This window comes from Brevundimonas lutea (assembly GCF_003704105.1).
Classification (GTDB): Bacteria; Pseudomonadota; Alphaproteobacteria; order Caulobacterales; family Caulobacteraceae; genus Brevundimonas; species Brevundimonas lutea.
Genome location: NZ_QUOQ01000005.1, coordinates 75,214 through 94,102, shown reverse-complemented (window position 1 = coordinate 94,102; position 18,889 = coordinate 75,214). Strand labels below are relative to the sequence as shown.

17 protein-coding genes are annotated in these 18,889 nt (G+C 69.7%); 8 read left to right on the top strand and 9 right to left on the bottom strand.

Going from position 1 to position 18,889, the window contains the following annotated elements; translation table 11 throughout:
• The first annotated feature begins 27 nt into the window (after positions 1-27).
• The 3 genes from EES48_RS10295 to EES48_RS10285 all read left to right on the top strand — a co-directional run bounded on the left by EES48_RS10295 (position 28) and on the right by EES48_RS10285 (position 2,929).
• Positions 28-438: a TadE/TadG family type IV pilus assembly protein gene (locus EES48_RS10295; protein ID WP_122466447.1), complete on the top strand. Its 411-nt coding sequence runs from the start codon at positions 28-30 to the stop codon at positions 436-438.
• A 38-nt stretch (positions 439-476) separates the two neighbouring features.
• Positions 477-2,057 (top strand): TadG family pilus assembly protein, encoded by a 1,581-nt coding sequence (locus tag EES48_RS10290; RefSeq protein ID WP_205679433.1) that lies wholly within the window; start codon positions 477-479, stop codon positions 2,055-2,057.
• A gap of 92 nt (positions 2,058-2,149) precedes the next feature.
• A complete protein-coding gene (locus EES48_RS10285; protein ID WP_122466925.1) occupies positions 2,150-2,929 on the top strand; it encodes a tryptophan 2,3-dioxygenase in 780 nt (259 codons plus the stop codon).
• A gap of 124 nt (positions 2,930-3,053) precedes the next feature.
• Here EES48_RS10285 and EES48_RS10280 read toward each other — a convergent pair whose 3' ends face one another.
• On the bottom strand, positions 3,054-3,728 hold the full coding sequence (locus EES48_RS10280) for a hypothetical protein (RefSeq protein ID WP_122466441.1): 675 nt from the start codon (positions 3,726-3,728) through the stop codon (positions 3,054-3,056).
• Positions 3,729-4,094: 366 nt separating this feature from the next.
• Between EES48_RS10280 and EES48_RS10270 the strand changes: the two genes are divergently transcribed.
• Together EES48_RS10270 and EES48_RS10265 are read left to right on the top strand one after the other, a co-directional pair.
• Positions 4,095-4,622 (top strand): PAS domain-containing protein, encoded by a 528-nt coding sequence (locus EES48_RS10270; RefSeq protein WP_162998113.1) that lies wholly within the window; start codon positions 4,095-4,097, stop codon positions 4,620-4,622.
• A 76-nt stretch (positions 4,623-4,698) separates the two neighbouring features.
• Positions 4,699-5,757, top strand: coding sequence for a S41 family peptidase (locus EES48_RS10265; protein WP_122466436.1), 1,059 nt, complete (start codon positions 4,699-4,701; stop codon positions 5,755-5,757).
• Here the strand turns inward: EES48_RS10265 and EES48_RS10260 are convergent.
• Genes EES48_RS10260 through EES48_RS14865 form a run of 3 tightly spaced genes read right to left on the bottom strand, consistent with a single transcriptional unit; the run spans position 5,729 to position 8,643 of the window.
• Positions 5,729-6,700, bottom strand: a complete 972-nt coding sequence (locus tag EES48_RS10260; RefSeq protein WP_122466434.1) for a TraB/GumN family protein — start codon at positions 6,698-6,700, stop codon at positions 5,729-5,731. The genes EES48_RS10265 and EES48_RS10260 overlap by 29 nt on opposite strands.
• A 2-nt stretch (positions 6,701-6,702) precedes the next feature.
• A complete protein-coding gene (locus tag EES48_RS10255; RefSeq protein ID WP_122466431.1) occupies positions 6,703-7,710 on the bottom strand; it encodes a fumarylacetoacetate hydrolase family protein in 1,008 nt (335 codons plus the stop codon).
• A gap of 48 nt (positions 7,711-7,758) precedes the next feature.
• The gene (locus EES48_RS14865; RefSeq protein ID WP_162998112.1) at positions 7,759-8,643 is read right to left on the bottom strand and encodes a hypothetical protein; all 885 of its coding nucleotides are present in this window, start codon (positions 8,641-8,643) and stop codon (positions 7,759-7,761) included.
• A gap of 255 nt (positions 8,644-8,898) precedes the next feature.
• On the opposite strand from EES48_RS14865, the gene EES48_RS10235 reads away from it, so the two are divergent.
• Positions 8,899-9,492 (top strand): OmpA family protein, encoded by a 594-nt coding sequence (locus tag EES48_RS10235; protein WP_122466422.1) that lies wholly within the window; start codon positions 8,899-8,901, stop codon positions 9,490-9,492.
• Between the two features lie 61 nt (positions 9,493-9,553).
• On the opposite strand, the gene putP is transcribed toward EES48_RS10235, so the two are convergent.
• Positions 9,554-11,065 (bottom strand): sodium/proline symporter PutP, encoded by a 1,512-nt coding sequence (gene putP, locus EES48_RS10230; protein WP_122466419.1) that lies wholly within the window; start codon positions 11,063-11,065, stop codon positions 9,554-9,556.
• Between the two features lie 104 nt (positions 11,066-11,169).
• On the opposite strand from putP, the gene EES48_RS10225 reads away from it, so the two are divergent.
• Positions 11,170-12,168: an LLM class flavin-dependent oxidoreductase gene (locus tag EES48_RS10225; protein ID WP_122466923.1), complete on the top strand. Its 999-nt coding sequence runs from the start codon at positions 11,170-11,172 to the stop codon at positions 12,166-12,168.
• On the opposite strand, the gene EES48_RS10220 is transcribed toward EES48_RS10225, so the two are convergent.
• From EES48_RS10220 to EES48_RS10205, 4 genes are read right to left on the bottom strand one after another with little or no spacing between them, the layout of a single operon-like run.
• Entirely contained in the window at positions 12,165-12,491 is a 327-nt protein-coding gene (locus EES48_RS10220) for an Mpo1-like protein (RefSeq protein WP_122466417.1), read from the bottom strand. The genes EES48_RS10225 and EES48_RS10220 overlap by 4 nt on opposite strands.
• A gap of 41 nt (positions 12,492-12,532) precedes the next feature.
• Positions 12,533-13,261: a ligase-associated DNA damage response endonuclease PdeM gene (gene pdeM, locus EES48_RS10215; protein WP_122466414.1), complete on the bottom strand. Its 729-nt coding sequence runs from the start codon at positions 13,259-13,261 to the stop codon at positions 12,533-12,535.
• Entirely contained in the window at positions 13,258-15,747 is a 2,490-nt protein-coding gene (locus EES48_RS10210; protein WP_122466411.1) for a ligase-associated DNA damage response DEXH box helicase, read from the bottom strand. Before EES48_RS10210 ends, pdeM begins: the two co-directional genes overlap by 4 nt.
• The gene (locus EES48_RS10205; protein WP_122466408.1) at positions 15,744-15,974 is read right to left on the bottom strand and encodes a hypothetical protein; all 231 of its coding nucleotides are present in this window, start codon (positions 15,972-15,974) and stop codon (positions 15,744-15,746) included. Before EES48_RS10205 ends, EES48_RS10210 begins: the two co-directional genes overlap by 4 nt.
• Positions 15,975-16,039: 65 nt before the next feature.
• On the opposite strand from EES48_RS10205, the gene EES48_RS10200 reads away from it, so the two are divergent.
• Complete coding sequence (locus tag EES48_RS10200; protein WP_240623331.1) at positions 16,040-18,889, top strand: ATP-dependent DNA helicase; 2,850 nt, start codon at positions 16,040-16,042, stop codon at positions 18,887-18,889.

The window sequence follows — 18,889 nt, the reverse complement described above, 5'->3', positions numbered from 1 at the left end:
AATATCCCGGGATACGGGATATTTGTGATGGGTCAGCTGGTTTCCCGCCGCCGTGGCGGCGTCGCCGCGGTTGAGTTCGCGATCATCGTTCCCCTGCTCATGCTCGTACTCGCGAGCATCGTTGTTTGGGGCGGGTGGCTCTGGTTGGCTCAAGGCGTTCAATCGCTCGCATCCGAAAGCGCACGCGCGGCCTTGGGCGGGCTTGATGCCACGGAGCGTCGCAGCCTGGCGCGGGCTTACGTCGCCGACCAGGGCGAAGCTGTCGTCGGCTTGCCCGCGGAGCGGGCCGTGGTCGACGTCACGAGCAACAGCTCTGTGATCCGTGTTGATGTCCGCTACGACGTGGCGGGCCACCCCATCCTCATCCTCTCGAGTCTGACTCCGTCGCCCCCGCAGGTCATCACCCGCACGGCCATCATCCGGACAGGCGGCTACTGATGAGACCCCTCATCCATGACAGGCGCGGAGCGACCGCCGTGATAACGGCCGTTGCATCCAGCATCATCGCGGCAGTAGCGGCACTGTCGGTCGATCTCGGCACGGTCGCCCTGGAAGCTCGAAGGCTGCAGGGCGTCGCAGATCTGGCGGCCCTGACAGCCGCGACTGACCTGGTCCGGGCGAAGGAAGGCGCCGAGGCCACGGCGCAGGCGAACGGCCGCGTAGACACCGTCGAGGTCGAACTCGGCGTCTATCGCCCAAGGCGCGAGCTCGACCGGTCGGAAAGGTTTTCGCCCTCGGACCACGAGCAGGCCAGTGCGGCGAAGGTGACCCTGACCTCAACGGCGCCGCTCTATTTCGGCCGCGCGCTGGGCCTCAAGCCTGTCGCTGTTACGCGACGCGCCATCGCCAGTCGGGTCGCCAGCGAGCCCCGCGCCGCCTTCTCCATCGGCTCCCGTGTGGCGAGACTGGAGGGGGGCGTGGCCAATGCGCTGCTGTCGGGACTGGCCGGCGGGCAGATCGGTCTCGATGTGATGGACTACGAAGCCCTGGCCGACGCCGACGTTTCGCTGTTCCGCTGGATGGACGCCTTGAAGACCGAGCTTGGCCTCGAGGCGGCGGGATATGATGAGGTGCTGGCCACAGAGGTCGAGGCCGGCCGCGCCCTGTCGGTGCTGGAGACCCTGCTCGGCGACGACCGGGCCGGCCGGGCGGTCGGCCGCATTGCCGACGCCACCAGAGGGCGGTCGCTGACAATCGGCGATCTGGTCGCCGGAGAGCTGATGGAGACGCCCGGCTTGGGACTCGAGCTCTCGGCCCTGGACCTGGCCTCGACGGTGCTGGAGATCGGCAATGGCGATCGCCAGCTGATGCTGGACCTGGGCGCTCGGGCCGGGCTGGCGGACCTGGACATCGACCTGGCGATCGGCGAGCGTCCGAACGGGTCGCCGTGGCTGGCGGTGACGGGCGATGGGCAGCCGGTGATCCGCACCGCTCAGGCGCGGTTGAGGCTCAGGGCGCGCACCGCCCAGTCCCTCGCCGGTCTGGCCCAGGTGACCTTGCCGGTGGTGGTGGAGCTGGCGGCGTCCGAAGCGCGCCTGGCCGAGATCGACTGCCAGGCCGATCGCGTGACTCTGGAGGCGCGGCCCGGCCTGGCCCGCGCCTGGGTCGGCGATGTGGACGACGACGCCCTCTCTGACTTCAAGCGACCCTTGGCGCCGTCACAGACGACCCTGGTCTCCGTCGCCGGCCTGGTGCGGGTCAAGGCGCGGGCCGACGTCGAGATGGCCAACCAGGGGTTCCAGCCGCTCACCTTTTCCGAGGCCGACATCGCCGCCGAACGCATCCGCACCGCCAGTACGCGCGAGGCTGGCAGCTCTCTGGTCTCGACCCTGCTCGGCCGTCTCGATATCGAAGTTCAGGCGCTGGGACTGGGGTTGGGTCTTGGCGGTCTGGCGGGCGCGGCCACGGCCCTGCTGACGCCCTTGGGGCCGGTGCTGGATGGTGTGCTCAATCCGCTGCTCGACACCCTGGGCCTGAAGCTGGGTCAGGCCGATCTGCGGCTGCATGGCCTGGAATGTCCCTCGACCGGCGGACCCGGCGTCGAACTGGTCGGGTAGCTCGGTGGAGCCGCTGGCGTCCGTCCGCGACGCCTTCTAGGGTCCCGCGCATGACGACCGACACCGATGACCGGGCCGCCGCGCCCCCGTCCATGACCTATGCCCGCTATCTGACGCTGGATACCCTTCTGGGCGCGCAGAACCCGCTCAGCGACGAACATGACGAGATGCTGTTCGTCATTATCCACCAGACCAAGGAGCTGTGGCTCAAGCAGATCCTGCACGAGGTCGGACTGGCCCAGCGGCTGGTCCACGCCGGCGATCTGGTGCCCGCCTACAAGAGCCTGGCGCGGGTCAGCCGCATCCAGGCGGTGATGACCCAGAGCTGGGACATCCTGGCCACCATGACCCCGGCCGATTATCTGCGTTTTCGCGGTGAGCTGGGCGCATCCTCCGGTTTCCAGTCCGACCAGTTCCGCCGGCTGGAGGCCATGCTGGGTATCAAGGACGACAAGTTCCTCGCGTTCCACGAGGACAGGCCCGCGGCCCACGCCGCTCTGGCCGACGCGATGGCCCGGCCCAGCCTCTATGACGACGCCCTGGCGCAACTGGCGGCGGCCGGTCTGCCTGTTCCGGCCGAGGTGCTCGATCGCGACGTCTCGCGGCCCTATGAGGCCAGCGAGGGGGTCGAAGCGGCCTGGCTTGAGGTCTATCGCGACACCGAGCGGTGGTGGGCGCTCTATCAGCTGGCCGAAAAATTGATGGATCTGGACGACGCCCTGCTGACCTGGCGGCACAAGCATGTCGTGACGGTCGAACGGATCATCGGCCGCCGTCGGGGCACGGGCGGCACGGCGGGCGTCGACTATCTGGCCTCGACCCTGAACCGCCGGGCCTTTCCGGAGCTTTGGTCGCTGCGCACCCGTCTGTGAATGGAAAAGCGGCCCCGATCCATGCGGACCGGGGCCGTTGAAGTTCCCAAGGTTCGCCGACGGAGCCGACGATACCCAGATTTTACAGGGGCTTATATGACCCTCGGGTGAACGCGGTGTTCAATCAGAACACCCGGCCGCCCACGCCCCCGTCCAGCATGATCGAGGCGCCGGTGATCTGTTCGCCCGCGACCTGGACCACTTCCTCGCGATAGGCGGTGATGATCTCCTCGCGGTAGATCTCCAGCACCTTGATGCCGGCGCCGTAGCGACGCAGCAGAGAGCGTTCGTTGCAGTCCCGCTCGCGTTTCTGGGTGCGGCATTCCAGCTTGCCGCCGCGGCCGTGATAAAGGGCCTCGCCCTTGGCGCAGGTGGTGGTCTCGCCGCCGTCGAAGCTGACGGTGTCGACATATTCCGCCCAGGTCCACTGCAGGCGCGTACCGGCCAGGCAGCGATAGAGCTCGCCGTCATAATCGCCCATTACGTCTCGGTCCGGGCGCACCTGGCTGGCCGGATGCGGCACGTTGCGATCGTCGATGCAGACGGCCTGGATGACCACGCGCTTGTAAAAGCTGCGCATCTCCTCGTAAGGCACCTGGATCACCTGGTTCACCGCCGCCGCGCCGACGTTCAGGCCGGAGATGACGGTGGGATAGGGCTGGTCGACGTTGAAATAAGCGCCGCCGCCGCCGCCGACATAGACGGTCGAACCGGCTCGGGCGCTGGCGCCCGCCCGCGCCGAGGCGCTGGCGTTGACGTTCACATTGACGTTCACATTGCCGCCGTTACCGCAGCACACGGGCGGCGGTGGCGGGGTGCAGCAACCCGGGCCCGGAGGCGGGGGTGGCGGCGGAGGCGGGGGCGGAGGGGGAGGCGGCTTGCAGCAACCACCGCCGCCGCCGTCATGAGGCGGTCCGCCCGCAGCCTGTGCTTCACCGGCAAAGGCCGCCAGAGCGATTACGCCGAGCGCGGCCGGCAACCAGGTCTTTGTCCTTACCCGCATGGGTCGGCTCCCAGAAATTGTGTCGGACGCCATCCAGCAAGAACGGGGCCGTCTCAATCCGCATCAGATCACGACAGTCTTTCGTTTCCGTTTCTCCCGACAGGCGATGAATCGCCCGCGAACGGCCCGCGCCTTGCGAAATCTCCGGAAAAGGAGGCGATCATGTCCCATTCCGGAACACAGCGGGTCATCCAGGCCTGGAGCGACCTGCCCGAGGCGCATCGCATTCCCTCGCGCGCCAGTTTGGACCCGACAGTGCTGTCGGACCTGTTGCCGCAGATCTTCATGGCCGAGCAGACCGAGACCGGTCTCGGCTTTCGCCTGGCCGGCGCCTGGGTCGAGCGACTGTTCGGCGGCTCGCTGCGCGGCGTGCACTGGCTTCCCCTGTGGGATCGGGCCAGCCGCCTGGACGCCCACCGGGCGGTGACTCGCGCCTTTCGCGAAGGTCGACCGATCATCGTCGTCGCCGAGATGGGCGAAAGCGAAGAGCCCGTTGAGGTCGCGCTCTGCCCCCTGCGCGGTCCCTCCGGCGCGGCCGACCGGATGCTGGGCCTCGTACAGCCGCTTAGCCTCAAGGGTGTGGGCCTGAAGGACATCACCGAACTGCGCCTGATCGATGTCGAGGCCGTCCGTGCGCCGGGCCGCGCTCCGCTCAGCCTCGCCGCCCTGGACGGACGGCTGATCGCCTGATGACCAAAGCTTAATCCTGCGGTCGCATCCGCGAGATCGTCGGCGCGCCTCTCCTCGAGATTGATGGAGAGACGCCATGCGCCGCCTGCCCCACCGCTCGCCCCTGAAGGCGATGATCATCGCCCTGATGGCGTCGACCTGCGCCTCGCCGGCGCTTGCCGAGCCGCTTGACCGCGCCGACCGCGTCGAGGCGCTGGATATTCTGGCCCGACGCCTCGACCATTACGTCATGGCTGGGCGCAAGCCCGACATCCTGGCGCGGCTGGCTGCGGACCGTGAGGTCCTCTTGGCTCTGGAGGATGACGAGGCTTTCCGCGCGGCCGTGAACCGGGCGCTGCTGGGGGCGTCGCGCGACAAGCATCTGCAGCTGTGGCGCGAACAGCCGCGCTCCGCCGACGAAGCGCTCTCGGCCCCACCCTCGCCGGATCAGATGGCCGAAGTGGAGGCGCGAGACCGCTTCGGCCTGGCCGAGGTTCGCCTGCTGGAGGGCGACGTCGCCTATGTGAAGCTGAATCGGTTCAGCGGACACCCGGATGTCGCCGGCGCCATCGACGCCGTGCTGGCGGAGATCAGCGGCGCGCGTGCCTTGATCCTCGACTTGCGGGGGAACGGCGGCGGAGGGGAGGCGGCGCTGAACCGACTGATGGGCCACCTGGTCCCGGCCCCGATCGAGCTCGCGACCCTCTATCACCGCCAGTGCGCGCCGCCGCCGGCCGATCGGCCCGACGCCTGCGTTCAATTGCCCGAGCGGGCGGTCCAGCGTCGGTGGTCCGACACGGTGGCCCGCCCGACCTTCCCGTCCCAACCGATCTTTGTGCTGACCTCGAACGCCACCTTCTCGGCCGCCGAGGAGCTCGCCTACGACCTCCGCGCCGAGGGCCGCGCGACGATCATCGGCGAGACCACCGGCGGGGGCGCTAATCCCAGTGGCATGATGGACGCAGGGCCGCATTTCTCGGTGGTCATGCCCCTGGCTGAGGCGCGCCACCCCCGCACAGGCGGTAATTGGGAGGGGGTCGGAGTCGCGCCGGACGTAGCCGTCCCCGCCGACGCCGCGCTGGATGTCGCGGTCTCGCTCGCTGCTGCTGGCGACAAGTCGGCGCGCGTCAGTCCGCCCGCCAGTCCGGTCCGATGATCTCCCGGTCTTCGGCCTGAAGCTGATCGAGGACGCCGGCGGGCTCGGCCAGGACACGCAACTGGACCACCGCCAGGGTCACGCCCGGTTGCTCCAGCGCCGCGCGAATGGCGTCGGACCACTGGCGACGGAGCAGATGCGCGATATCGGCGTCGCCGCTGGGCCAGCAGACGTTCAGCGCCCGATCCAGAGGACTGGTGAGAACGTCGGGCACGCGTCGCGCCCGCCAATCGTCCAGCCGTGCGCTCGCCCCGGCCGGACCGACCTCCGCCGCGCCGACCGCCTGTTCGATACAGGGCGCATGGGTTTCAGGCGGCGCGGTGATGAGATTGTCGATGATGTCGTCGCCTCGCACCGTGCCCACGGGATCGCCGGGAATCCGGGCTTCGCGGGCCGCGCGACGAACCACATCGGCCGCGCCGTAGCCGCGCTGCTCGTATCCCGACTTTTCCATCAGATCGAGGCCCAGGCTCAGAAGGCTTCGCCGCCGCCAGCTTTCGTTACGCGCATCGGCCATGACCGTGTCGACCCGGGCCTGAATGTCTGGCGGAAGATAGTCCGCCGTGGTCCGGTCGGCCGGCAGTCCGGCCACGGTGCGAATGCGCCAGATCAGGCGCAGAATGTCGCCGACCGACAGCCGGCCCTGCTGGGGATACAGAATTCTGTCCGACCGCCGCGTCGCCGCCTCGAGGGCGTCGCTTCGCCAGGCGTAGTCCTTGGGGACGCCGGAGATGGCGCCGGCGAGGATGACCGTGGAGTCCCCGTCCGAGACTTCCCAGATCGGCATGTCGGCGCGGCGCGCGGTCACGACGATTTCGTCGAGTTGCGTCACCGGGCCGTCGCAAGCCGGCGGGTCCGTCACCGACTGGCCGGTCGTGGGCGGCGCCGCCATGCTCAGGACGAGCGCGAAAACCGAGGCGAGACTCGCTCGGGCGGCGGGCACGGTCAGGCCGCCTCGACCGCCTGCTCGATGGCGCCGAAGACGGTGTGGTGACGGTCGTCGCGCATCTCGATGCGGACGGTGTCGCCGTGGCGCAGGAAGGGCGTTTCCGGCTTGCCGCGTTGAATCGTCTCGACGGTGCGGACCTCGGCGATGCAGGAATAGCCGAGACCGCCTTCGCTGACCGGCTTGCCGGGGCCGCCGTCGGCGCCCCTGTTCGACACCGTGCCGGAGCCGATGATCGTGCCGGCGCCCAGCGGCCGGGTCTTCGCCAGATGGGCGATCAGAACGCCGAAATCGAAGGTCATGTCGACACCGGCGTCGGCGCGGCCGAAGGATTGGCCGTTGATCTCGACCTCCAGCGCGCCGTGGAGCTTGGCGTCCTTCCAGCGGTCACCCAGGGCGTCGGGCGTAACGAACACGGGCGACAGGGCGCTGGCGGGCTTGGACTGGACGAAGCCGAAGCCCTTGCCCAGCTCGGCCGGGATCAGGTTCCTCAGCGACACGTCGTTGACCAGGCCGATCAGGCGGATGTGATCGCGCGCGGCCATCGGATCGACGCCCTGCGGCACATCGCCGGTGACCACCACGATCTCGGCCTCCAGATCGCAGCCCCAGGCCTCGTCGGCCAGCGGGATCGGATCGCGCGGACCCAGCATCCCGTCGGATCCGCCCTGGTACATCAGGGGATCGGTCCAGAAGCTGGCGGGCATTTCGGCGCCGCGCGCCTTTCGGACCAGTTCGACGTGATTCACATAGGCCGAGCCGTCGGCCCACTGATAGGCGCGGGGCAAGGGCGCGGCGGCCTCTCGCTCATGAAACCGCTCGCGCGGGGCGCCGCCGTGCTCCAGGCTCTCGGCCAAGGCCCGCAGCTCCGGCTCGACCCGTTCCCAGTCGTCGAGCGCGGCTTGCAGCGTGGGGGCGATCAGGGCGGCGTCGGTGTACCAGGCCAGGTCGTTGGAGACGACGACGAGATGGCCGTCACGGCCGGACTTCAGGGATGCGAGCTTCATAGGCTCTGGCTTAGGGGGTTTGCCGGGCTCGCGTAAAGAGGCGAGGGCTCACCGTCGCGCCTGAAGCAGGTCGCTCCAGCGCCAGGCGCCGGTCCCCAGCGCGATCGCGGGCGCGCCGGGCGCATCCGCCAGCGTCAACAGCACCAACCCCCGCATCGGCGGAGCCTTGCACTCGGCCGGAGCGAAACCGACCTCGACGGCGATGGCCTGACGCACGGCGGCCAGCCCCTCGCCATCCTGGCCGTCGCTGCGCACCCAGGCGCCGTTCCAGATCAGGGGCGTTCGACCGGATGGCGCGGCGGCGTGGACCCGGGCGATCTCGGCGCGAACGCTGGCGGAGGCGCGCACCGTGTCCTGAAGCCGCCGCACCATGTCACAGCGCCCACCACCCCCCGAGCCGGACCCCGCGCCCGTGCCGGCCCCCACGCCCGATCCAGAGCCGCGCCCCGAACCCGGTCCGGTCCCGGCGCCGGAGCCCGCTCGCATCGCCCCGGCCAGTTCGCCATGGCCCACGGTCGGCGCGGGTCGTGGCGCGGGCTCGGCCTCCGCATCGAGCTGGGCCGTCTGAGAACTTGGGGACGCGGGACGCTCGCGTGGCGGGGTCGGCTGCGGGTCCGGCCGGGGCGCCGGGCGTGGTTCAGGGGTGGGCGCGGGGCGTGGCTGAGGGGTCGGCTGAGCTTGTGGCTCCACCGGCGTTCTGGCGGCGGCCTCCGCAGCGGCCGCCTCCGGTGCTTCAGCCTGGGCGGGCGCGCCTCCGCCTCCCGGTTCGCCGCCCTCGTCTCCCCCGCCCGCCCCGGGCGCCGGAGCCGGCGGCTCGGGCGACACGAGAGTGACCTGAACGACCGGCAGGATTTCCGGCGGCTCCGGCCGCGCCAGCAGGATCAGCGACAGCAGCCCGCAATGCAGTGCGGCGCTGCCGAACGCGGCCAGCATCCGGCGGCGAGTATTTCGTTTCGGAGAACGCAGATCATCCATTCCGCTTCAAGGTTGATCGTGTGATCGAGACAGAATCAGGGCGATCCGCGTCGGTTGAACGGCGTCTGCAACCGACCCGTGATTTTCGTCCGATCTGGGGCGAACCGGACAATTTGCCGCCCCATACCTGTCATCACATGGCCGTGAGCGGCTCGCTTTCTAAGGGCCGCGCGCGACGACTGGACGCACGCCTAGGAAAACCAGGAGACCATCTTGAACCGATCCATCCTTCGCACGGGCACGCTGATCGGCGCGACCGTCGCGCTGGGCCTGACCGCCTCGGCCTGCGCCAGCCACCGTTTCGTTCGCGACAACATCGCCGTGGTCGACGCCCGCGTGGACCAGACCGACGCCCGTCTGGGCCAGACCGAAACCCGCGTCGCCCGCGTCGAGGGCACGGCCGGCGAGGCCCTGCAGCGCGCCAACGCCGCCCACCAGCTGGCCGAGGGCAAGTTCCTCTATGAGGTGGTGCTGTCCGACGACTCGGTGAAATTCCCGGTCAATGGCGACGAGCTGTCGCCCGAGGCCCAGCAGCGCCTGGCCGAGCTGGCCAACCGGCTGAAGTCCGAGAACCGCAACGTCTTCCTCGAGATTCAGGGCCACACAGACGCCACCGGGCCGGAAGAGGTTAACGTCCGACTGGGTGAACAACGGGCCGAGGCCGTGCGTCGCTATCTCAGCCAGGGCGGCATCGCCCTGAACCGCATGTCGACCATCTCCTATGGCTCTGAATCGCCGGTGGCGCCGAACGACAGCCGTGAAGGCCGGTCGCAGAACCGCCGCGTGGCGATCGTCGTCCTGACCTGATCGGACGACAGCGGCGATCGAACAGGGGCGGACCCGCCGGGTCCGCCCTTTTTCGTCCGCGTTAGCCGGCGGCGGGTCGCCGCGCCTCGGCCAGCTCCGCCTCGACCCGCTCGAAGGTCTCGACGACCGGCGCCGGCGGGGCCTTGTCCGCCAGGCTGACCCCAATGATGGTCAGGAAGCTGAGCAGGAAGCCCGGCACCATTTCGTAGATCACGCCGGACAGGGGTGCTCCGCCCGGGCCGATCGGGGCGAAGATCCAGATTAGCACCGTAACCGCGCCCACGATCATGCCGGCTAGGGCGCCGTTGCGGGTCATCCGCCGCCAGGTCAGCGACAGGATCACCAAGGGCCCGAAGGCGGCGCCGAAGCCGGCCCAGGCGTTGGACACGAGGCCCAGCACATTGCTGTTCGGATCATAGGCCAGGGCGATGGCGGCCAGAGCCACGGCCAGCACCGCCAGCCGGCCGATCATCACCAGCTCCTTCTGCGGCGCGCTCTTTCTCAGGAACACCGCATAGAAGTCCTCGGTCAGGGAGCTGGAGGACACCAGCAGCTGCGACGAGATGGTGCTCATGATCGCGGCCAGGATCGCGGCCAAGAGGAAGCCGGTGATCAACGGGTCGAACAGAATGTCGGACAGGATGATGAAGATGGTCTCGGCGTCGGCCACCTCGATGCCGTTGGTGGTGGCGTAGGCCAGACCTGCCAGGCCGGTGCCCAGCGCGCCCAAGAGGGTGACCAGCATCCAGCTCATGCCGATGTTGCGGGCGGCGGGGATGTCGCGCACCGAGCGGATGGCCATGAAGCGCACGATGATGTGCGGCTGGCCGAAATAGCCCAGCCCCCAGGCCAGGGCCGAGATCAGGCCGATGATCGAAAAGTCGCGGAACATGTTGAGCAGGGCCGGATCCACCCCGTTGGCCACCGCCGCCACCTCGCCGGGTCCGCCGACCGAACTCATCGCCACGATCGGCACCAGGATCAGGGCCACGAACATGATGCAGCCCTGGACAAAGTCGGTCAGGCTGACCGCCAGAAAGCCGCCGACCATGGTGTAGGCCAGCACCACCCCCGCCGTGACCCACAGGCCCAGGCCGTAATCGAGGCCGAAGGCGCTCTCGAACAGCTTGCCGCCGGCCACCAGTCCGGACGAGGTGTAAAGGGTGAAGAACACCACGATGACCAGGGCCGAGATGACCCGCAGCATCCGCGATCCGTCCTCGAACCGCTTGTCGAAATAGTCCGGGATGGTGATCGCGTCGCGCGCCACCTCGGTATAGACGCGCAGCCGCGGGGCGACGATCAGGTAGTTGGCCAGGGCGCCGACGAACAGGCCGACCGCGATCCACGCCGACGACAGGCCGGTCAGGAACATCGCCCCCGGCAGCCCCATCAGCATCCAGCCGCTCATGTCGGACGCGCCCGCCGACAGCGAGGTGACCCACGGCCCCAGCTTTCGCCCGCCCAGCATATAGCCCTCGACGTCGCCGGTGGAGGTCCTCCACGCATAGACGCCGATGCCCAGCATCAGCACGAAATACAGGGCGAGAGAGATGAAGACGCCGGTTTCCATGCGGCAAGGGGTAGCAGCGCGTTTCGGGCTGGGCCAACCCCCTCGCCGCGAAAAGGCCATGTTCCGGAGTTGGGCGCGGGCGGACGCCAACCCATATGGCGGCCATGACCTCCCCGCGCATTCCCCTGTCCGTCCTCGACCTGTCGCCCGTGCCGGAGGGGTCGGACGTGTCCGCCTCCCTGGCCAACACCCTGACCCTGGCGCAGCGCGCCGAGACGCTCGGTTTCAAACGCTTCTGGCTGGCCGAGCACCATTCCATGCCGGGGATCGCCTCGGCGGCGACCAGCGTGGTCATCGCCCATGTCGCGGCGGGCACATCGACCATCCGCGTCGGCGCCGGCGGGGTCATGCTGCCCAATCACGCGCCGCTGCAGATCGCCGAACAGTTCGGTACCCTGAACGCGCTTCATCCCGGCAGGATCGACCTGGGCCTGGGTCGCGCGCCGGGTTCTGATCAGGCCACGGCGCGGGCGCTGCGGCGAACGCTCTCGGGCGATGTCGACAGCTTTCCCAACGACGTGATGGAGCTGATGCACTGGTTCGCGCCGGCCCAGCCGGACCAGCGCGTGATCGCCGTGCCGGGCGAGGGCCAGGACGTGCCGATCTGGATCCTGGGTTCGTCGCTCTACGGCGCCCAGCTGGCCGCGCATCTGGGCCTGCCCTACGCCTTCGCGAGCCATTTCGCGCCGGGCGAAATGCACCGGGCGCTCGACGTCTATCGCCGCACCTTCCGACCGTCCGAACGGCTGACGGCGCCGCATGTGATGCTGGGCTTCAACGTCTTCGCCGCCGACACCGACGCCGAGGCGCGCGACCTGTTCACCTCGATCCAACAGGCCTTCGTCAACCTGCGCACCGGCAACCCCGGCAAGCTGCCTCGCCCCCTGCCCGGCTACGCCGAGGCGCTGGATCCCGCGGCCCGCGCCATGATCGATCAGGCCCTGGCCTGTTCGGCGGTCGGCTCGGCAGAGACGGTGCGGTCGCGTCTGGAGGCCTTCGTCACCGACACCGGCGCCGACGAGGTCATGGTCACCAGCCAGATCTGGGACCCGGCGGCGCGGCTCCGATCGTTCGAAATCCTGGCGGAGGCCTGGGCGGCCTAGAAGGCTCGCCGTCCCGAGACCGTCTCGAAGAAAAGCCGGAAGTCCCCCATCAGGCTCCACAGCGGATATTTGAACGTCGCCGGCCGGTTCTTCTCGAAGAAGAAATGCCCGACCCAGGCGAAGCCGTAGCCGATCAGCGGCATGGCCAGCAGCCACCAGGCGTTCAGGCTGATGATGGCGATGGCGAAGGCCACGATCACCAACCCTGTCCCCACGACGTGGATGCGGCGGCAGATCCGGTTGGAATGTTCGTGGATGTAATACGGATAGAAGGCCTCGAACGAGGCGTATCGGGCGCCGTCGGCGGGAGGATGCTGGGCCATGGCCGGACGGTGACGCGAGCGACGCGGCTTGGCAAGCGCGCTCAGCCCACGGCGCTCCAGGCCAGGGCATGGACGCGATCGCGGCCGAGCGCGGCGGCCATCGGGGGATGTTCGAACATTCGGTCAAAGGCCGCGTCGCGCACGCTCAGGCCTCCGGTGAAGGCCCCGAAGGCCGGCAGGATGATCCGTCGGCCGTCCGTCACGAAGCAGGCGCGACGCACGCCCCGGCCATGCCGCACCACCCGGGCGCAGGGGTGGAGGTGCCCCGCGACCTCGCCGGGACGCGGCCCGGGCAGCGGCTCGTGGGTCAGGGTCAGAGCGCCGACCGTGAGGGTCTCGACCACCACGCCCGGCAGGGGCGAGGGGGCGAGCAGAGCCTCGCGATCATGATTGCCCTCCACCCAGATCCAGTCGCGACCCACAGCCATGACATCCAGCCGCGCCCGGTCCTCGGCCGCCATTCGTGCGATCGAGCGGGCGTCGTGGAAGCTGTCGCCGAGCAGGACGACGGCGCGGGGGTCGAGCAGGGCGATCTCGGCCTCCAGCCGGTCCAGGGTCGCGCGGCTGTCGTAGGGCGGCAGCATCTGGCCGCGCGCGGCGAAGGCCGAACCCTTCTCCAGATGCAGGTCGGCGGCGATCAGCACGCCATGCTCCGGCAGCCACATCGCCCCCGAACAGCGCAGCCGCGCCGACTCGCCCTCGATGCGCACGGTCAGGGACCCGCAGGCCGCCATCCGGGGGACCAGCCGCTCTCTCAGCGCCGCGTTCACGCCGCGACCTCTTCGCCCATCACCTCGGCGATCAGGGCCTCGGCGGAGTCCTCGAGGATCATCTCGGCGGCGTCGCCGCCGACCCGCTCGCGCCCGATCTGCACCAGTGCGGGCACCGAAAAGGGCGACGGCTTGTCCAGCGGCGCGTGCCGAATTCGTCCCCGAATGCGACCGAGCAACTGCCCCAGCCGCTGCACGTCCAGCAGCCCGGAGGCGGCGTCGGCGCGGGCGGCGCGGAGCAGCAGATGATCGGGCTGATGGCGGCGGAGCACGTCGTAGATCAGATCGGTGGAGAAGGTCACCTGCCGACCGGTCTTCTCCTGGCCCGGCATGCGGCGCTCGATCAAGCCGGAGATCAGGGCGCAGTTGCGGAAGGTGCGCTTCATCATAAAGCTTTCCTCCAGCCAGGCCTCCAGATCGTCGCCCAGCATGTCCTCCTGGAACAGGGCGTTCCAGTCCAGCCCGGCCATGTCGCGGATCGACCAGACGGCGAGCGCATAGTCGGTGACCACGAACCCCAGCGGGCCCACGCCCAACCTGTCCAGACGGCGCGTCAGCAGCATGCACAGGGTGGTGTGGGCGAGGCGTCCCTCGAACGGATAGGCCACCAGGAAGTGGCGCGTCCCGCGCGGGAAGGTCTCGATCAGCATGGCGTCGCGGCCGGGGATGACCGAACGGGCTTCCTGAAGCTCCAGCCATTCCTGCACATCGGGCGGCAGGACACGCCAGTGGTCGCGATCCTCGACCATCGACCGCACCCGGTCGGCCAGGGAGGTCGACAGCGGAAACTTCGACCCGCCCCAGGACGGGATCTTGGGCTCCGTCGCCTTGGATGGGACCACCAGGGCGTCCATGCCGGCGATGCCCATGAAGGCCCAGATCTGACCGGCGAAGATGAAGGTGTCGCCGGTCGTCAGCTGTTCGAAATACCACTCCTCGGCCTCGCCGACCTTGCGGCCACCGATCAGCTGCTTGCCGCCGGCGCGGCGCGAGGCCACCCGGACGTTCAGCGTGCCGGCGGTGACGATGGCCCCGACATTCATCCGGTGGCGCTGGGCGATCATCTGGTTGCGGACCCTCCAGCGACCGTCGTGGCCCTTCACGATCCGGGCGAAGCGATCATAGGTGCGCAGGGCGTAGCCGCCGGTGGCGACCAGATCGACCACCTCCTCGAACCGTTCCCACGACAGGTCGCGGTAGGGGCCGCAGCCAATAATCTCCGTATACAGATCATCGAGCGTGAACGGCTCCCCGCAGGCGGCGCCCATGATGTGCTGGGCCAGGGTGTCGAGCGTGCCGATATGCACCGGCTCCCAGTCAAAGGCGTTGGCGGCCACGGCCTCGCGCGCCGCCTGACACTCCAGCATCTCGAATCGGCTGGCTGGCACCAGCAGGGCGCGGCTGGGCTCGTCCAGCCGGTGGTTGGCGCGGCCGATGCGCTGGACCAGGCGGCTCGATCCCTTGGGCGCCGCCAGCTGGATGACCAGATCCACATCGCCCCAGTCGATGCCGAGATCGAGGGTAGAGGTGCAGACCACCGCCCTGAGGTCGCCCCGCGCCATGGCCGCCTCCACCTTTCGACGCTGCTCGGCCGCCAGGGAGCCGTGATGCAGGGCGATGGGCAGATTGTCCTCGTTGATGGCCCACAGCTGCTGGAACACGAATTCCGACTGCCAGCGGGTGTTGACGAAGATCAGGGCGAGGCCGGCCTGGCGGATCGCCTGATAGACCTCGGGAATGGCGTGGGTGCCGGTATGCCCGGCCCATGGAACGCGCCCTTCGGACACCAGCACATCGATCACCGGTGGCGCGCCGGGATCACCGAGGACGAGCTGGACATCGGAGGCCGAGGGTGCGCCTCCAGTCCTGGGGCTCAGCCAGTCCCGGATCAGATCAGGATCCTCGACCGTGGCGCTCAGGGCCACCCGGCGCATGCCTGGCGAAAAGGTCTGCAGCCGCCCCAGCCCGAGGTTCAGCAGATCGCCCCGCTTGCCGCTCCAGATGGCGTGGACCTCGTCCAGCACCACGCATTTGAGATCGGCGAAATAGGCGCGCGATCCCTCCCAGGCGCAGAATAGCGCCAGCTGCTCGGGCGTGGTCAGCAGGATGTCGGGCGGGAAGTCGCGCTGGCGCTGGCGCTTGGACTGCTTCGTATCTCCGGTGCGGCTCTCGACATGGATGTTCAGCCCGATCTCACGGATCGGCGCCATCAGGTTGCGCTCGACGTCGGTGGTCAGGGCCTTGAGCGGCGAGAGGTACAGGGTGTGGATGCCAGACCCCGGTCCGCTCTCCGGCTTCGGACCCCGCTCGGCCAGTTCGATCAGACTGGGCAGGAAGCCGGCCAGGGTCTTGCCGCCACCGGTCGGCGCGACCAGCAGGGCGTGGCGCCCGGCCTCGGCGGCCGCGACCATCTCCAGCTGATGCCGGCGCGGCGCCCAGCCCCGCGACGCGAACCAGTCGGCGAACAGAGGGGGAAGGGTGGTCACGCGGCTCCCGCGTCCGCGCTCGTATCGCACGCGCCCTCGACCCAGCGGCCGCCCGAATTGAGGCAACGATCCTGCGCCGCCCACTCCGACCCATTGGCCCACCACAAGAGGCCGGCGATCAGGATGAGGATCAGCGCCCCCGCGCCCAGTAGCCCCAAAGGCGGCTTCAGCGGTTCGGGCGCGATCGGCGGGCGGGAGGAGGCCATGCAGTCACGATAGGCGGTCACCCGGCCGCGCGCCAGATGTTCCCGTTCCGTTTCGGCTGCTTAACCGCTATATCCAAGCGGTGACTCTGCCCACCGCCATCGTCGAGACCGCGCCCCCGCGCATCGCCAGACCCGCTGAGCCCCTGCCGCCGGCCTTGGCCGTGCCGCCCGGGGCGGGCGCGGTATGCGACGAGGAGGGCGCGCGCCGCATCGGGCGCGGCGCGGCGGAGGGCATATTCACCGGCGGCCCGGTATTGGTCGCCCACGCCGGTCTGACGGCGCGTCGCTTGGGGCTTGCCCCGCCGCCACGCAGCCGCGACCTTCTGGACGTGCTGGAGCTGTGGGCCTTCGTCCGGCCCGCGACCTTCTGCGCCCCCTCCCCGTCCGGGCTGGCCTTGGGCCTGGGTCTGGAGGAGCCGCGCGGCGCCGAGGCCCAGGCGGCGGCGCTGCGCGACGCGGCGGCGACCCTGCTGGCCGAACTCGCCGATCCTGCCTATCCGGAGCGGGAAGCCGCCTTCACCCTGGCCGAAACCCTGGACCGCGCCGGCTGGGCCTGGGGACCGCGCGTCACCGCAGCCTTGGCGTCGAGTCCGCTGCGCGAACGCCGCCATCGCGGCTCGGGGCTCGATGTCTGGTCGCGGCTGGCGGAGTGGGAGGACGAGGCGCCGCGCGGCGAGGCGGGCTCGGCGCCGGTCGATTCCGAGAGCGCCCGCATCCGGCTGGACAAACTGTTGCAGGCCTCGGGACTGGACGAGACCCGCCCGACCCAGTCCGACTACGCCGCCGAAGCCGCCTTCGCCTTCTCGCCGCGCGACGAGGAGGGCCGGCCGCGCGTCCTGCTGGCCGAGGCGGGCACCGGGACGGGCAAGACGCTGGGATATTTGGCCCCGGCTTCGGTCTGGGCCGAGCGCAATCAGGGGGCGGCCTGGATCTCGACCTATACCCGTGCGCTTCAGCGGCAGATCGATCGCGAGAGCCACGCCCTGTGGCCTGACGAGGCTGAGCGGCGCCGCAAGACCGTGGTCCGGAAAGGCCGTGAGAATTATCTCTGCCTGCTGAACCTGCAGGACATGGCGCAGTCGGCCCAGCTGGGCAACGGCGACCTCATCGGCGTGGCGCTGGCCGCCCGCTGGGCCATGCACAGCCGCGACGGCGACATGACCGGCGGCGATTTCCCCGGCTGGCTGCCGGGGTTGTTCGCGGTCGGCGCGGGCGCCCAGGCGGGGGCGGCCAATCTGGTCGACCGGCGCGGCGAGTGCGTCCACGCCGCCTGCCCGCACTACCGGACCTGTTTCGTCGAAAAGACCATCCGCGCCAGCCGCCGCGCCGACTTGGTGGTGGCCAATCACGCCCTGGTCATGACCCAGGCCGCCTTCGACGGCGCGCGGCGGGCGCGGGGCCAGGCCGCCGACGCCGAGACCGCTACCCTGAAGCGGGTGGTGTTCGACGAGGGCCATCACCTGTTCGAGGCCGCCGACAGCGCTTTTTCCGCCGCCTTCTCGGGTCAGGAGACAGCCGAGCTGCGCCGCTGGATTCGCGGGCCGGAGGGGCGCGGGCGCCGCGGGCGGGGGCTTGAGCAAAGATTGGGCGAACTGGTCGCCGACACCGACAGCGCCCGTCAGGCCCTGTCCGACGCCATCCGCGCCGCCGCCGCCCTGCCCGGCGAAGGGATATCTGGCCGCATCGCTCCGCCGTCGGGCGAGGTCAATCCGATCGGCCCGATCGAGGCCTTCTTCGCCGCCGCCCTGGAACAGCTCCGGGCACGGACCAGTGAGAGCCGGCAGGGGCCGGAGTTCGGCATGGAATGCGCGCTCCAGCCCGCCATCGAGCCTCTGGTTGAAACGGCGCGCGGCGCGGCAACGGCGTTGGCGGCGATCGAGGCGCCGCTGCTGACCCTCGCCCGTCATCTGGAGGACATTCTAGACGACGAGGCGGCCGAGCTTGACGCCTCGGCCCGCGCCCGGATCGAGGGGTCGCTCCGCGGTCTGGAGCGACGCGCCCGCATGACTCTGCCGGCCTGGCGGTCGATGCTGCAGGCGCTGGAGGAGGCGGGCGCCGAGCCCGACCCGGATTTCGTCGACTGGCTGTCGGCGGAGGTCGCCTTTGGCCGCATTCACGACGTGGCCCTGCGTCGCCACTGGATTGACCCCACCGTGCCGCTGGAGGCGGCCGTGATCATGCCCGCGCACGGGGTTCTTGTGACGTCGGCGACGCTGTCAGACCCGATGCAGGACGACCCGTTCGACCTGGCCCGCCTGCGTACCGGCTCGGCCCGGCTGATCGAACCGCCGCGCACCCTGAAGGTCGAGAGCCCGTTCGATTACGCGGCCAACAGCCGGGTCATTGTCGTCACCGACGTGGCCAAGGATGATCCGCGTCAGACAGCGGCGGCCATGCGCGAGCTGTTTCTGGCGGCGGGCGGCGGCAGCCTGGGCCTGTTCACCGCCATCCGCCGGCTGAAGGCGGTCTATGAGCGGTTGGGGCCGGAGCTTGCTCGCCATGGACTGCCCCTCTACGCCCAGCACGTCGATCCGCTGGAGGTCGGCGCCCTGGTCGATATCTTCCGGGCCGAGGAAGACAGCTGTCTTCTGGGCACTGATGCGGTCAGGGACGGGGTGGATGTCCCCGGCCGGTCCCTGCGCCTGCTGGCCTTCGACCGGGTGCCCTGGCCGCGCCCCGACCTGCTGCACAAGGCGCGGCGAGAGCGGTTCGGCGGCGCGCGCTATGACGACGCTCTGGCACGCGCCCGCATCGCCCAGGCCTTTGGCCGCCTGATCCGCCGGGCCGACGACAAGGGTGTGTTCCTGATGCTCGACGCCGCCGCCCCGACTCGCCTGTTCGCCAGCCTGCCGCCGGGCTGCGAACTGCAGCGCTTGTCTCTCGTCGAAGCCATCGAGCAGGTTCAGGCGTTCCTGCAGGCCCCTGAACCTGCTTAA